This window comes from Ruegeria sp. AM2 (assembly GCF_056540685.1).
On sequence record NZ_JBQFXE010000006.1, the window covers coordinates 19,092 to 32,831 of the forward strand.

Genomic DNA, 13,740 nt, shown 5'->3' on the forward strand with positions numbered 1-13,740 from the left:
GAGCGAACCATGGCAAAAACCATCGTCGTCAAGCAGATCGGTTCCCCGATCCGCCGCCCCGCCGAACAGCGCGCAACCCTGATCGGTCTGGGCCTGAACAAGATGCACAAGACCCGCGAACTGGAAGATACCCCTTCGGTCCGCGGCATGGTCAACAAGATCCCGCATCTGGTTGAGATCATCGAAGAGCGCGGCTAAGCGTAGCTTCTGTGAAGGCTTAGAAACGCCTCCGACCTTGGTCGGGGGCGTTATTTTTATGTCATTGGGCCTGAAAAGATTGAAACCAAGCGTTAGGATTTATAGGCGATTTGACTGACATATGACATGTAGCCAAAGAAAGTATTGGCAGCGATACGTGACTTCGCTTCGGCTTTCAAAGCTTCTGCGGTATCGGGAAACAAGACCCCTGTTTCGACCATCCTATCCGCACCTCTTTCGATCACCGTCAGAAAATAGGCCGCATCGCCTTCGGCGACATAGCCATGCCCTTTTCGTGGTCCCAATACGAACCCCTCGTTGGTCAGGATGCCCGAAATCTGACGCATGACCCAAAGGTTTGTGGTGTTTTGGTTTACCATGAACCGCACGAGTTGATCGAGCGGGTCATAGTCGGCGATTTGCGTCGTCGCAGTATCGTAATCCCCATCGCATATCGCCAGGATGCCACCCCGTTTCAGAATTCGGAACGCTTCCCGCACCACATCCTCTGGTCCGGGGACGTGGCAAAGCAACGTATGTAGCAAAACCAGATCGACCGAGTTGGCATCCCATCCTGTGTCCCGCGCATCGCCGACTTCAAAGGTCAGCCGAGGATCATCGGAAAAACGCATCCGAGCACGTTCGACCATTACGGGGGACGGCTCAATGCCATGGGCTGTCGCTGCCCCGGCCATTGCGAGCAGATCATTGGTCACGTGACCCGTTCCCGACCCCAGTTCCAGCGCCTTGGCACCATCGGGCAGGTCGAGTGGTTCCAGATAGGCCCGTCTGATCGCCGTCTGCGAAGCGTCCAGACACCGTGCCTCCATTGCGTCAGCGATGCGCTCCTGCAAGGCCGTATCTTGCGTGCCGAGGTCGGAATAAGGATCAGACAAAGCAAATACTCCCCTCAATACAAGGGTAAAGCATAGCAAGACTTGAACGATTCTTCATCTTAACGGCGACGCAAGGATTGGCTTATGGATGGGGCGGCGCGGTAAGAAGCCATAGCGTCCCATTCGCCATTCCGCTAACGCATACCGGCTAGACCGAAACTTCCGTTGTTAGCGGTACCCACCACCCTTATCTGAGCCCTGTCCCAAAAAGGAACGCAATCAATACCCGAGGAATGCGCCTCGGGCTCAGAAAGGAATAGAACCATGGCAAACACAGCTACATTTTCCCGCGAAGGTCTTGGCCTGAGCGACCGCATCGCAACCCTGTTCGCTCGCGCCAAAGAGGCATACGCCCTGCGCGCAGATTACAACCGGACCTATTCGGAACTGCAGGGTCTGAGTGATCGTGAACTGAACGACATCGGAGTACGTCGGTGTGACATCGCCGATATTGCCCGCGATCACGTTTACTGCTCGTAAGTTCTGGTCATCGGAACTTCCCGTGTGAGGCACCAAACGGTGCCTCTTTTGGGTTTTGGGGCTGAGCAATAGAAACGCGATCATTGCTTGCAAACAGCTCGTCAACGCTGTACGTCGCCCCGGTGGCATTGTGGCCACGAGAATCAAAACCAAGAAATGCCGTGGTTGGCCCATCACGCTTCGGGGGTCACATCCGGCTTAGGAGAAGCGAAATGAAACTGCACGAATTGCGCGACAATCCTGGCGCCGCACCGAAACGCACTCGCGTTGGCCGTGGTCCCGGTTCCGGCAAAGGTAAAATGGGTGGCCGTGGTATCAAAGGCCAGAAATCCCGTTCGGGTGTGGCCATCAATGGCTACGAAGGCGGCCAGATGCCGCTGTACCAACGCCTGCCCAAGCGTGGCTTCAACAAGCCGAACCGCAAGGCATTCGCCGTTATCAACCTGGGCCTGATCCAGAAATTCGTCGACGCCGGCAAGCTGGACGCCAAGGCTGCGATCACCGAAGATGCGCTGGTTGCATCCGGTCTGGTCCGTCGCAAGCTGGATGGTATCCGCGTACTGGCCAAAGGCGAGATCAGCGCCAAAGTGAACCTGGAAGTGACAGGTGCTTCGAAAGCTGCCGTTGAGGCAGTTGAGAAAGCGGGCGGTTCATTGACGGTCACAAAACCTGCTGCGGCAGAGTAAGCGCTTGTGAGCGGGCCAAGACCCGCTTACATAGACCTCAGAGTTTTCCAAGACGCCGCCCGAGCCGGAAAACGGTTCCGGGCGGTGTTTGCATAAGAGAGACCGATTTATGGTATCAGCAGCAGAACAAATGGCAGCCAACACAAGCTGGGCTGCTTTGGGCAAAGCCACCGATCTGCGCAACCGCATCCTGTTCACGCTGGGTTTGTTGATCGTCTATCGCCTGGGCACCTTTATTCCGGTGCCAGGGATCGACGGGCAGGCCCTGCGCGAGTTCATGGAACAGGCGGGGCAAGGCATCGGCGGCATGGTTTCGATGTTCACCGGCGGGGCGCTGGGACGGATGGGTATCTTTGCCCTCGGCATCATGCCCTACATCTCGGCCTCGATCATCGTGCAGCTGCTGACATCGATGGTTCCAGCGCTTGAGCAACTCAAGAAAGAGGGCGAGCAGGGCCGCAAGAAGATCAACCAATACACCCGTTTCGGCACCGTGGCACTGGCCACCGTTCAAGCCTATGGTCTGGCCGTTTCGCTGGAATCGGGTGATCTGGCCACCGATCCGGGCCTGTTCTTCCGCATGTCGACCATGATTACGCTGGTTGGCGGAACCATGTTCCTGATGTGGCTGGGTGAACAGATCACCGCGCGCGGCATCGGCAACGGTATCTCTCTGATCATCTTCGTTGGCATCATTGCCGAGGTTCCGGCTGCGCTGGCGCAGTTCTTCGCGTCGGGTCGTTCGGGTGCGATCAGCCCGGCCGTGATCGTCGGTGTGATCGTGATGGTCATCGCCGTGATTACCTTTGTGGTCTTCATGGAGCGCGCCCTGCGCAAGATCCACATTCAGTATCCGCGCCGTCAGGCCGGTATGAAGATCTATGAAGGCGGCTCCAGCCACCTGCCGGTCAAAGTGAACCCGGCCGGCGTTATCCCGGCAATCTTTGCGAGCTCGCTGCTGTTGCTGCCGGTGACGATCTCGACCTTCTCATCAGGTGCCACAAACGGTCCGGTTATGTCGTGGCTGCTGGCCAACTTCGGACCCGGACAGCCTCTGTACCTGCTGTTCTTCGCGTCGATGATCGTATTCTTTGCCTATTTCTATACGTTCAATGTGTCATTCAAGCCGGACGATGTGGCGGACAACCTGAAAAAGCAGAACGGCTTTGTGCCGGGTATCCGTCCGGGCAAGAAAACCGCTGAATATCTGGAATACGTGGTCAACCGCGTGTTGGTTCTGGGCTCGGCCTATCTGGCGGCGGTCTGTCTGCTGCCTGAAATTCTGCGGGGCCAATTTGCCATTCCGTTCTATTTCGGCGGCACCTCGGTTCTGATTATCGTCTCTGTGACCATGGACACGATCCAACAGGTTCAGAGTCACTTGCTGGCGCACCAATACGAAGGGCTGATCGAAAAGTCCCAATTGCGCGGCAAAGGTAAGAAACGCGGCAGGAAGGGATCCGCTCGTCGATGAATATCATTCTTTTGGGCCCCCCAGGCGCCGGTAAAGGGACGCAGGCGCGTCATTTGGTGGAAACTCGGGGCATGGTGCAACTGAGCACCGGAGACATGCTGCGTGAAGCCAAGGACAGCGGCACCGAAATGGGCAACCGCGTGGCCGAAGTGATGGCCAGGGGTGAGTTGGTCACGGACGAGATCGTAATCGGCCTGATCCGCGAAAAGCTGGAAGCGGGTGCCGAGGGTGGTTTCATCTTCGACGGCTTTCCGCGCACTCTGGCCCAGGCTGATGCGCTGGGCGAATTGCTGAACAGCACCGGCGAGACGCTGGATGCTGTCATCGCGATGGAGGTCAACGACGATGCTCTGGTCGCGCGGATCACGGCCCGGTCGACCTGTGGCGGCTGCGGCGAGGTCTATAATGACATCACCAAGCCTATTCCTGCAGACGGCAAGTGCACCAATTGCGGCAAAGAGAACGACTTCAAACGTCGCGCGGACGACAATGAGGAAAGCCTCAAGACCCGTCTGATGGAATACTACAAGAAAACCTCGATGCTGATCGGCTATTACCATGCCAAGGGCAACCTGTCCTGGGTCGATGGTCTGGGCGAAATCGAAGAGGTTCAGGGCGCGATTGCGGCTGTTCTGGACGCCTGAGCAATCGGCATTTGAATATGGGCTTGACGACACGTTCAAAAGCCCATATCGACCCCCATCCCCAAAGGGAATCAAGACCGCGCGCGGGATTCGTCCCAACCGCCCCGACCACCTCGAATAATACTGGACCCTCTGGCGTCACTGCCACGGTCAGGTGTTGTGAAAAAAGGTTCCGGAGCTACGGAACCGCAACAAAAAGGAAAGTGACACGTGGCACGTATTGCCGGCGTAAACATCCCGACTGCAAAGCGGGTACCAATCGCCCTCACATATATCACCGGTATCGGCAACACCTCGGCCAAAGCGATCTGCGAAGCCGTGGGCATTGAAGCGCACCGTCGCGTCAACGAACTGTCCGACGCCGAAGTTCTGGCCATCCGCGAGCACATCGACGCAAACTTCACCGTCGAAGGTGACCTGCGTCGTGAAGTTCAGATGAACGTCAAGCGCCTGATGGACCTGGGCTGCTACCGCGGTCTGCGTCACCGCCGCAACCTGCCGGTTCGCGGTCAGCGCACCCACACCAATGCTCGTACCCGCAAAGGCCCCGCAAAGGCCATTGCCGGTAAGAAGAAATAAGGGAGGGTCTGACCGATGGCACGTGACAAGACTCGCGTTAAGCGCAAAGAGCGTAAGAACATCGCATCGGGCGTCGCCCATGTGAACTCGACCTTCAACAACACCAAGATCCTGATCTCGGACGTACAAGGCAACGCCATCTCGTGGTCGTCTGCCGGTACCATGGGCTTCAAAGGGTCGCGTAAATCGACACCTTACGCCGCTCAGATGGCTGCAGAAGACGCAGGCAAAAAGGCGCAGGAACATGGCGTCAAGACGCTGGAAGTCGAAGTTCAGGGCCCCGGTTCGGGTCGTGAATCGGCTCTGCGTGCGCTGGCTGCCGTGGGCTTCAACATCACGTCGATCCGCGACGTGACTCCGATCGCTCACAACGGTTGCCGCCCGCCGAAGCGCCGCCGCGTCTAAGCGATTTTGAATTCAGCTGGGGCTGCGTTTTTGCGCGGCCCCAGCACGTCATTTTGAACCTCGGGCGTCTGCACCTTGTTGGTCATGGGGCGCGGACAGGAATGGAGGGATTACATGATCCACAAGAATTGGGCAGAATTGATCAAGCCGACCCAGCTTGACGGCAAGCCGGGCAACGACCCTGCACGTCAGGCAACCCTGGTTGCTGAACCGCTGGAGCGTGGCTTTGGTCTAACCCTGGGCAACGCCCTGCGCCGCGTTCTGATGAGCTCGCTGCAAGGCGCGGCCATCACCAGCGTTCAGATCGACAACGTCCTGCACGAGTTCTCTAGCGTGGCGGGCGTGCGTGAAGACGTCACCGACATCATCCTGAACCTCAAAGGCGTGTCGCTGCGCATGGAAGTCGAAGGGCCCAAACGCCTGTCGATCAATGCCAAAGGCCCCGCCGTTGTCACCGCTGGCGACATCAGCGAAAGCGCCGGTATCGAGGTTCTGAACCGCGATCACGTCATCTGCCACCTGGATGATGGCGCCGACCTGTTCATGGAACTGACCGTCAACACCGGCAAAGGTTATGTCTCGGCTGAAAAGAACAAGCCCGAAGACGCACCCATTGGCCTGATCCCGATCGACGCGATCTATTCGCCGGTCAAAAAGGTTGCCTATGACGTTCAGCCGACCCGTGAAGGTCAGGTTCTGGACTATGACAAGCTGACCCTGAAGATCGAAACTGATGGTTCGATCACGCCGGAAGACGCGCTGGCCTATGCCGCTCGTATCCTGCAGGATCAGTTGTCGATCTTCGTCAACTTCGACGAGCCGGAATCGGCTGGCCGTCAGGACGAAGACGATGGTCTGGAGTTCAACCCGCTGCTGCTGAAGAAAGTAGACGAGCTGGAGCTGTCGGTCCGTTCGGCAAACTGCCTGAAGAACGACAACATCGTTTACATCGGCGACCTGATCCAGAAGACCGAAGCCGAGATGCTGCGCACCCCGAACTTCGGCCGCAAGTCGCTGAACGAGATCAAAGAAGTGCTGTCCGGCATGGGTCTGCACCTCGGCATGGATGTCGAGGACTGGCCGCCCGACAACATCGAAGATCTGGCGAAGAAATTCGAAGACGCGTTCTAAACGCGTCTTCCCAAATGCCCGGGCGTCCGGGGACAAAATGGGCACTTCCGCCCCAAGGAGAGCCGGTGACACGCATCGCCGGCCAGACAAAGCAAAACGCGAAAGAAGGAACTAGAAAATGCGTCACGCACGTGGTTACCGCCGCCTGAACCGTACTCATGAGCACCGTAAGGCTCTGTTTGCGAACATGGCTGGCTCGCTCATCGAGCATGAGCAAATCAAAACAACTCTGCCCAAGGCAAAAGAACTGCGCCCGATCATCGAAAAGCTGGTCACTCTGGGCAAGCGCGGCGACCTGCACGCCCGCCGTCAGGCCGCATCGCAGCTGAAAGAAGACAAAGACGTCGCCAAGCTGTTCGAAGTTCTGGGCCCCCGCTACGCCGAGCGTCAGGGCGGTTATGTCCGCATCCTGAAAGCTGGCTTCCGCTATGGCGACATGGCCCCGATGGCGATCATCGAATTCGTGGATCGTGACGTCGACGCCAAAGGCGCGGCTGACAAGGCCCGCGTTGCTGCCGAAGAGGCTGCCGACGACGAATAAGCGTCATCGATACCTGATCAGAAACCCTCGCTTTTCAGAAGCGGGGGTTTTTCTTTTTTGGCATCCGATTTTGCCCATTTACATTCTGACCTATTCCCAAGCTTACGATCGTGGATCGCCAACCGACAGCGATCTTGCAAACGGTCCTTCTTGCGGACATATCAGTCGGTGAACATAAACGAGGGTCTCATGTTCCGCACGCTTCTGCTTTGCTTGTCCATTGTATGTCTGAACGGGCCCGCAATGGCCCAGACAAAGGTGCCGCAATCCCAGGCCGAGATTTCGCTGGGTTTTGCACCGGTGGTCAAAGAGGCCTCACCAGCGGTCGTTAATATCTATGCCAAGATCGTGCGTCAGGGTCGGGCGAACCCGTTTTTCTCGGACCCGTTCTTTCAGGACTTCTTTGGCCGCGGATTTGGCGAGCCGCGTCAAAGGGTTCAAAACTCGCTGGGATCAGGGGTGATCCTGTCGGCGGATGGCTACGTAGTCTCGAATTACCACGTGGTCGGAACGGCAACGGAAATACGTGTGGTGACCACAGATCGGCGCGAGTTTTCGGCTGAGGTCGTACTCGGCGACAAGGAAAGCGATATCGCAATTCTGCGGCTGCAAGAGGCCGAGGACCTACCTTACCTGCAAATGCGCGACTCTGATCACGTTGAGGTCGGGGAACTGACCCTTGCCATTGGTAACCCGTTCGGGGTGGGGCAAACGGTGTCTTCGGGCATTGTCTCGGGCTTGGCGCGTACCGGAACGGCCACCGGCAATGCGCGGGGTTACTTCATTCAAACAGACGCTGCGATCAACCCCGGCAACTCGGGCGGAGCGTTGATCGATGTGAACGGGAACCTGATAGGGATCAATACGTCAATCCTGACGCGGTCGGGCGGGTCTAACGGGATTGGTTTTGCCATTCCCGCCAACTTGGTGGCCGAATTCCTGCGTCAGGCGCAGGCGGGCAACGAAAGTTTCGTCAGTCCGTGGGCCGGAATGGCGGGCCAGCACATGAGCGCCGACATCGCCGAGTCGTTGGGGATGGTAATCCCGCTGGGTGTCGTGATTTCTGACCTGCACCCACTTAGCCCTTTGGCTGAGGCCGGGTTGCGTGTGGGCGATGTTGTGACCCATGTGGATGGGGATGAGGTGAATTCTCCTGCCGAGATGAAATTCCGCATGTCCGTGGCTGGTGTTGGCGGTACATCCGTAGTCACTCGCCTGCGCGGCGGAGATCAAACGGATGTCGAAATCGCCCTTGTCCGCGCACCCGAGACCCCGGCTGCAGAGGAAACAACCCTCGACGAGGGCACGGTTATGCCAGGACTGATTGTCTCGCGTGTGAACCCAGCGGTGATTTCGCGCCTAGGGTTGTTGCTGTCGCAAACCGGTGTGGTCGTGGTTGATGCTGGTCGGTATGGCGGGCGGTCGGGGCTGCGCGCGGGCGATGTGCTCAGCAGCATTAATGGCGAGAGCATTGCACATCCTACCGATGTTGTTGAAGCGCTGACTGATCCGGGCCGCAGGCTGACCTTTGATATCTTGCGCGGAGGGCGGTCTGTATCGCTGCGGTTCCGTCTGTGAGCGACCTTTTCGACACCGGGGCTCCACCGCCTGAATCTTCGGCGCACCGTCCATTGGCGGATCGATTGCGACCGCAGTCCTTGTCTGAGGTCATCGGACAAGAACAGGTCTTGGGACCGGACGCGCCCTTGGGTGTAATGCTGGCGTCTGGCAGCTTGTCCAGTCTGGTTTTCTGGGGCCCGCCGGGGGTGGGCAAGACAACGATCGCTCGGCTGTTGGCGCAAGAGACGGATTTGCATTTCGTACAGATCAGCGCAATTTTCACCGGTGTGCCGGACCTGAAGAAAGTGTTCGAAGCGGCCAAGATCCGACGCCAGAACGGGCAGGGGACGCTGCTGTTCGTCGATGAGATTCACCGCTTTAACAAGGCCCAGCAAGACGGGTTCCTGCCGCATATGGAGGACGGGACGATCCTGTTGGTGGGCGCCACGACCGAAAACCCCTCGTTCGAACTGAACGCGGCTGTTCTTAGCCGGGCGCAGGTTTTGGTGTTGGAACGGCTCAGCCTGTCTGATCTGGAGCGGTTGACCCAACGTGCCGAGAAGGAACTGAATCTGGCGTTGCCGTTGACCGGAGCGGCGCGGGAAGCCTTGCAAGAGATGGCGGATGGGGACGGTCGAGCGCTGTTGAATCTGATCGAACAGGTTGCGGCTTGGAAGGTCGATGCGCCCTTGGACCCCGACGCTCTGTCGACGCGGTTGATGCGCCGTGCGGCAAAGTACGACAAATCGGGGGACGAGCATTACAACCTGATTTCGGCCCTGCACAAATCAGTGCGCGGGTCGGACCCGGACGCGGCGCTGTATTGGTTCGCCCGGATGTTGAATGGTGGCGAAGACCCAAGGTATCTGGCCCGCCGGATCACCCGGATGGCGGTTGAGGATATCGGTCTGGCCGACCCGCAGGCACAGGCGATCTGCCTGCAATCCTGGCAAACCTATGAACGGCTTGGCAGCCCCGAGGGCGAATTGGCGCTGGCGCAGGCATTGGTCTATTTGGCTTTGGCGCCCAAATCCAACGGGGCCTATATGGGCTACAAAGCGGCGATGCGGTTGGCCAAGCAATCGGGCAGTGAACCGCCGCCCAAGCATATCCTGAACGCGCCGACCTCGTTGATGAAAGATCATGGCTATGGCGCGGGCTATGCCTATGACCACGATGCCGAGGATGGCTTTTCAGGTCAGAACTACTTCCCGGACGGAATGGAAAGGCCCGAGCTTTATCAACCGGTCGAACGCGGGTTCGAACGCGAGTTGAAAAAGCGGCTGGATTACTTCGCCAAGCTGCGCGCGCAACGGAACGCTTAGCTGTCTTGACTCTTGCAGTGCGGCACGCCACAGACGCGCATGTTTTCTAAGGCACTGACAGACACGCAATCCGTGCGGATCACCTGCGCGGCGCAGAGGGTATCGCTATGAGCGGCGTACAAATGATCACCGTGGCAGAAGGTGACGGCGACCAAAGGGTCGACCGATGGCTGCGCCGTTTGTTCCCGCATGTCAGTCAGGGGCGCATCGAAAAGATGTGCCGCAAGGGCGAGCTGAGGGTCGAGGGCGGACGGGTCAAAGCTTCGACCAGGCTTGAAGTCGGTCAGGTCGTGCGCGTACCGCCATTGCCCGACGCCGATCACAAACCGGTCGAGGTCACGCGGCGGGTCTCGGATGCCGATGCAAAGATGATCCAGTCCTGCGTGATCTACCGCGACGATCACGTTTTGGCGCTGAACAAACCTCATGGGTTGCCAGTTCAGGGTGGCAGCGGTCAGACACGGCACGTGGACAGCCTGTCCGAGGCGCTGCGCTTTGGCTACGAGGAAAACCCTCGGTTGGTGCACCGGCTCGACAAAGATACCTCGGGCGTATTGCTCATGGCTCGCACCCGTGAAGCCGCCAAGGGTTTGACCGCTGCATTCCGGCATCGGGATACACGAAAGATCTACTGGGCTTTGGTGGCCGGTGTTCCGACACCCTATTTGGGCGAGATCAAGACCGGGCTGGTCAAGGCTACAGGTCACGGCAAGCACGGTGAGGGCGAAAAGATGATCCCCGTCCACCTGAACGAGATCAACGACACACCCGGCGCGAAACGGGCGCATACGCTCTATGCCACGCTCTACCGTGTGGCCGGGCGCGCGGCCTGGGTGGCGATGGAGCCGATCACCGGCCGAACCCATCAATTGCGGGCGCATATGGCGGCGATTGGGCATCCGATCATTGGCGATGGCAAATATGGTGGATCAGGGCAAGAGAACCTTGGCGATGGCTGGGGTGCGCAGCTGGGCGGTGTCATCAGCAAGAAGCTGCACCTTCATGCACGGCAAGCTTCGTTTCAACACCCAGTGACGCGCAAGACCGTGACAATCACCGCGCCCTTGCCCGATCACATGAAACACAGTTGGGACACGTTCGGCTGGACCGAAGACTTGGCCGCAGACGACCCGTTTGAGGAATTGCAATGAGCGCGCCATTGCGGCTGGTGTTGTTCGACGTGGATGGAACTCTGGTTGACAGTCAGGGCAGCATCGTTGCGGCCATGACCGCCAGTTTCCAGGCCCTGTCCCTGCCGGTGCCTGATCGTAAAGCAATCCTGTCCATCGTGGGTTTGTCCTTGCCGAAGGCTTTGGCACAATTGGCTCCTGAGCACTCGGAAAGGGATCAAGGCCGATTGGTCGAGGGGTACAAACAGGCGTATCACGCCAACAGGCTTTCGCAGGGCGTTACCAACTCTCCGCTTTATCCGGGTGCGCGTGAGATTATCGAGCGTCTGCACGCCATTCCTGAAATTCTGTTGGGCGTCGCGACCGGAAAATCTCAGCGCGGTTTGGATGCTCTGATCGAAGGGCATGGGTTGGACGGGTTTTTTGTGACGCGTCAGGTCGCGGACCATCATCCGTCAAAGCCGCATCCGTCGATGATCGACACAGCGCGGGGCGAGACAGGCGTTGACGCAGCCAACACCGTGATGATCGGAGACACGCGGTTTGACATGGAGATGGCTGCCGCTGCGGGGGTTCCGAGCGTCGGGGTGACATGGGGCTATCACGCCCGACCTGCGTTGCAATCCGCGACGACAATTATCGAAACATTCGACCAGTTGCCCGGAGCACTGGATCATATCTGGGCTTAAAAACATGAGCGACTGGAAACCGAAAAGATTCTGGACCGACTGCGCGGTTGTTGAAGCCGACGGAGGCTATACGGTCGAATTGGACGGACGGCGGGTCAAGACTCCGGCCAAGGCCGCTTTGATCCTGCCAACCCGCGCCATGGCCCAGGAAGTTGCCGCTGAATGGGACGGACAAGAAAAAGAGGTCGACCCGAGCGTAATGCCGTTCACTCGCTCAGCAAATGCAGCGATCGACAAAGTGCGCCACCAGCACGCCGAGGTTGCTGACATGTTGGCCGACTATGGCGATTCGGATTTGCTGTGTTATCGGGCGACGCACCCCCAAGCGTTGCAGCAAAGGCAGGCCGAACAATGGGATCCGGCCCTTGACTGGGCGGCTGAGGCGCTGTCGGCCAGACTGTTGCCGATTGCAGGGGTGTCGCATCAACCGCAACCCGCCCCATCGCTGGACGCGCTCAGAAAACGTGTGCATGCGTTCAACGACTTTCAGATGGCTGCCTTTCACGATCTGGTCAGCCTTTCAGGATCATTGATCCTGGGTTTCGCCGCTGCCCAAAACTGGCGCAAAGCCGATGAAATTTGGACTTTTTCCAGACTTGATGAGCTTTGGCAGATCGAGCAATGGGGGCACGACGACGAGGCCCACGCTGCAGCCGAAACCAAAAAAGCGGCGTTTCTGCACGCAAAGAGGTTCTTTGATCTCTCCGTTTGAGCCTTTGCAGCCAGAAATTCGGATTGCCGGGCAAAAATTGCCAAAACGGACCTATCGATTTCCCTGATCCGACCCTTGACGTTTGTTTATGAATGCGACCAAACTCAAGCCCACTAAAGGGGAGACACCTTTGGGGAAACCTTTCTGGTGCCAAAGGTGCCGGACAGAGCCGTCCCATGAGCGGGGCGGAAAAACAGGAAGAGGTAAAAATGAAAAAATCCGTAATCTTCGGCGCGGCTACAGTTGCCGCTCTGGCCGCAGGTGCTGCCATGGCGGGCACAGTGGACGACGTCAAAGCCCGCGGTAAGCTGAACTGCGGTGTGACTACCGGTCTGGTTGGCTTTGCCGCACCCGACGCGAATGGCGAATGGCAAGGCTTTGATGTCTCGCTGTGCCGTGCTGTCGCTGCCGCCGTTCTGGGCGATGCAAGCGCTGTTGAATTTGTTCCGACCACCGGTAAGACACGCTTTACCGCGCTGGCCTCGGGCGAGATCGACATGCTGGCCCGGAACACCACCTGGACCTTCAGCCGCGACGTCGACCTGAAATTCGAATTTGTCGGCGTGAACTACTATGACGGTCAAGGCTTTATGGTTCCCAAGGCACTGGGCGTAAGCTCGGCCAAGGAACTGGACGGCGCGACTGTCTGCATCCAAACCGGAACCACCACCGAGCTGAACCTGGCGGATTTCTTCCGCTCGAACAACATCAGCTACGAGCCGGTTCCGATCGAAACCAACGCCGAAGCGCAGCAGCAGTATCTGGCTGGCGCATGTGACGTTTATACCACCGACGCATCGGGCCTGGCCGCAACGCGCGCCACGTTCGAAGATCCGTCGGCACACGTCCTGCTGCCCGAAATCATCTCGAAAGAGCCGCTGGGCCCGCTGGTCCGTCATGGCGATCACGAGTGGGGCGACGTTGTCCGTTGGACTCTGAACGCACTGGTTTCAGCTGAAGAGCTGGGCGTGACCTCGGCGAATATCGACGAGATGTCCGCTGGCACCAACAACCCAGAAGTCAACCGCCTGCTGGGTACCGAAGGTACTCTGGGTGAGATGCTGGGTCTGGATGCTGACTGGGCCATGAAGGCGATCAAGGCCGGTGGTAACTATGGCGAAGTCTTTGCCAAGAACATCGGTGAGGAAACTCCGATCGGTCTGGCGCGCGGTCTGAACGCACAGTGGACCGAAGGTGGTCTGCTGTACTCACCGCCGTTCCGCTAAAATCACGGAAAAGGGCGCAGGATAACCTGCGCCCTTTTTTCCATCAAAATGCTAAGGGCGGCTC

General features: G+C 58.4%; 16 protein-coding genes. 15 read left to right on the plus strand and 1 reads right to left on the minus strand.

Annotated elements, in window-relative coordinates; translation table 11 throughout:
• The first annotated feature begins 9 nt into the window (after window positions 1-9).
• Complete coding sequence (gene rpmD, locus ACR0CR_RS12745; RefSeq protein WP_008757946.1) at window positions 10-198, plus strand: 50S ribosomal protein L30; 189 nt, start codon at window positions 10-12, stop codon at window positions 196-198.
• A gap of 92 nt (window positions 199-290) precedes the next feature.
• On the opposite strand, the gene ACR0CR_RS12750 is transcribed toward rpmD, so the two are convergent.
• A complete protein-coding gene (locus ACR0CR_RS12750; RefSeq protein WP_480599613.1) occupies window positions 291-1,094 on the minus strand; it encodes a class I SAM-dependent methyltransferase in 804 nt (267 codons plus the stop codon).
• A gap of 264 nt (window positions 1,095-1,358) precedes the next feature.
• Between ACR0CR_RS12750 and ACR0CR_RS12755 the strand changes: the two genes are divergently transcribed.
• From ACR0CR_RS12755 to ACR0CR_RS12820, 14 genes are all read left to right on the plus strand, one after another.
• The gene (locus ACR0CR_RS12755) at window positions 1,359-1,574 is read left to right on the plus strand and encodes a DUF1127 domain-containing protein (RefSeq protein ID WP_480599615.1); all 216 of its coding nucleotides are present in this window, start codon (window positions 1,359-1,361) and stop codon (window positions 1,572-1,574) included.
• A 212-nt stretch (window positions 1,575-1,786) separates the two neighbouring features.
• The gene (gene rplO, locus ACR0CR_RS12760) at window positions 1,787-2,260 is read left to right on the plus strand and encodes a 50S ribosomal protein L15 (RefSeq protein ID WP_480599617.1); all 474 of its coding nucleotides are present in this window, start codon (window positions 1,787-1,789) and stop codon (window positions 2,258-2,260) included.
• 109 nt (window positions 2,261-2,369) lie between these two features.
• Window positions 2,370-3,734, plus strand: coding sequence for a preprotein translocase subunit SecY (gene secY / locus ACR0CR_RS12765; RefSeq protein ID WP_480599619.1), 1,365 nt, complete (start codon window positions 2,370-2,372; stop codon window positions 3,732-3,734).
• Entirely contained in the window at window positions 3,731-4,378 is a 648-nt protein-coding gene (locus ACR0CR_RS12770; protein WP_480599621.1) for an adenylate kinase, read from the plus strand. Before secY ends, ACR0CR_RS12770 begins: the two co-directional genes overlap by 4 nt.
• A 210-nt stretch (window positions 4,379-4,588) precedes the next feature.
• Complete coding sequence (gene rpsM / locus ACR0CR_RS12775) at window positions 4,589-4,957, plus strand: 30S ribosomal protein S13 (RefSeq protein ID WP_008757392.1); 369 nt, start codon at window positions 4,589-4,591, stop codon at window positions 4,955-4,957.
• Between the two features lie 15 nt (window positions 4,958-4,972).
• Window positions 4,973-5,362 carry a 30S ribosomal protein S11 gene (rpsK, locus tag ACR0CR_RS12780; protein WP_008757289.1) on the plus strand — a complete coding sequence of 130 codons (390 nt, stop codon included), beginning with the start codon at window positions 4,973-4,975 and terminating at the stop codon, window positions 5,360-5,362.
• Window positions 5,363-5,476: 114 nt separating this feature from the next.
• On the plus strand, window positions 5,477-6,493 hold the full coding sequence (locus ACR0CR_RS12785; protein WP_170377644.1) for a DNA-directed RNA polymerase subunit alpha: 1,017 nt from the start codon (window positions 5,477-5,479) through the stop codon (window positions 6,491-6,493).
• A gap of 118 nt (window positions 6,494-6,611) precedes the next feature.
• A complete protein-coding gene (gene rplQ / locus ACR0CR_RS12790; RefSeq protein ID WP_170654553.1) occupies window positions 6,612-7,034 on the plus strand; it encodes a 50S ribosomal protein L17 in 423 nt (140 codons plus the stop codon).
• 189 nt (window positions 7,035-7,223) lie between these two features.
• Complete coding sequence (locus tag ACR0CR_RS12795; protein WP_480599623.1) at window positions 7,224-8,612, plus strand: trypsin-like peptidase domain-containing protein; 1,389 nt, start codon at window positions 7,224-7,226, stop codon at window positions 8,610-8,612.
• On the plus strand, window positions 8,609-9,919 hold the full coding sequence (locus ACR0CR_RS12800) for a replication-associated recombination protein A (RefSeq protein ID WP_480599625.1): 1,311 nt from the start codon (window positions 8,609-8,611) through the stop codon (window positions 9,917-9,919). The genes ACR0CR_RS12795 and ACR0CR_RS12800 overlap by 4 nt, the downstream gene beginning before the upstream one ends.
• A 107-nt stretch (window positions 9,920-10,026) precedes the next feature.
• Window positions 10,027-11,070: an RluA family pseudouridine synthase gene (locus ACR0CR_RS12805; RefSeq protein ID WP_480599627.1), complete on the plus strand. Its 1,044-nt coding sequence runs from the start codon at window positions 10,027-10,029 to the stop codon at window positions 11,068-11,070.
• A complete protein-coding gene (locus ACR0CR_RS12810; RefSeq protein ID WP_480599629.1) occupies window positions 11,067-11,738 on the plus strand; it encodes an HAD-IA family hydrolase in 672 nt (223 codons plus the stop codon). Before ACR0CR_RS12805 ends, ACR0CR_RS12810 begins: the two co-directional genes overlap by 4 nt.
• Before the next feature lie 4 nt (window positions 11,739-11,742).
• Window positions 11,743-12,450, plus strand: a complete 708-nt coding sequence (locus tag ACR0CR_RS12815; protein ID WP_480599631.1) for an ATP12 family chaperone protein — start codon at window positions 11,743-11,745, stop codon at window positions 12,448-12,450.
• 209 nt (window positions 12,451-12,659) lie between these two features.
• Window positions 12,660-13,676 carry an amino acid ABC transporter substrate-binding protein gene (locus tag ACR0CR_RS12820; RefSeq protein ID WP_480599633.1) on the plus strand — a complete coding sequence of 339 codons (1,017 nt, stop codon included), beginning with the start codon at window positions 12,660-12,662 and terminating at the stop codon, window positions 13,674-13,676.
• Window positions 13,677-13,740 lie beyond the last annotated feature (64 nt).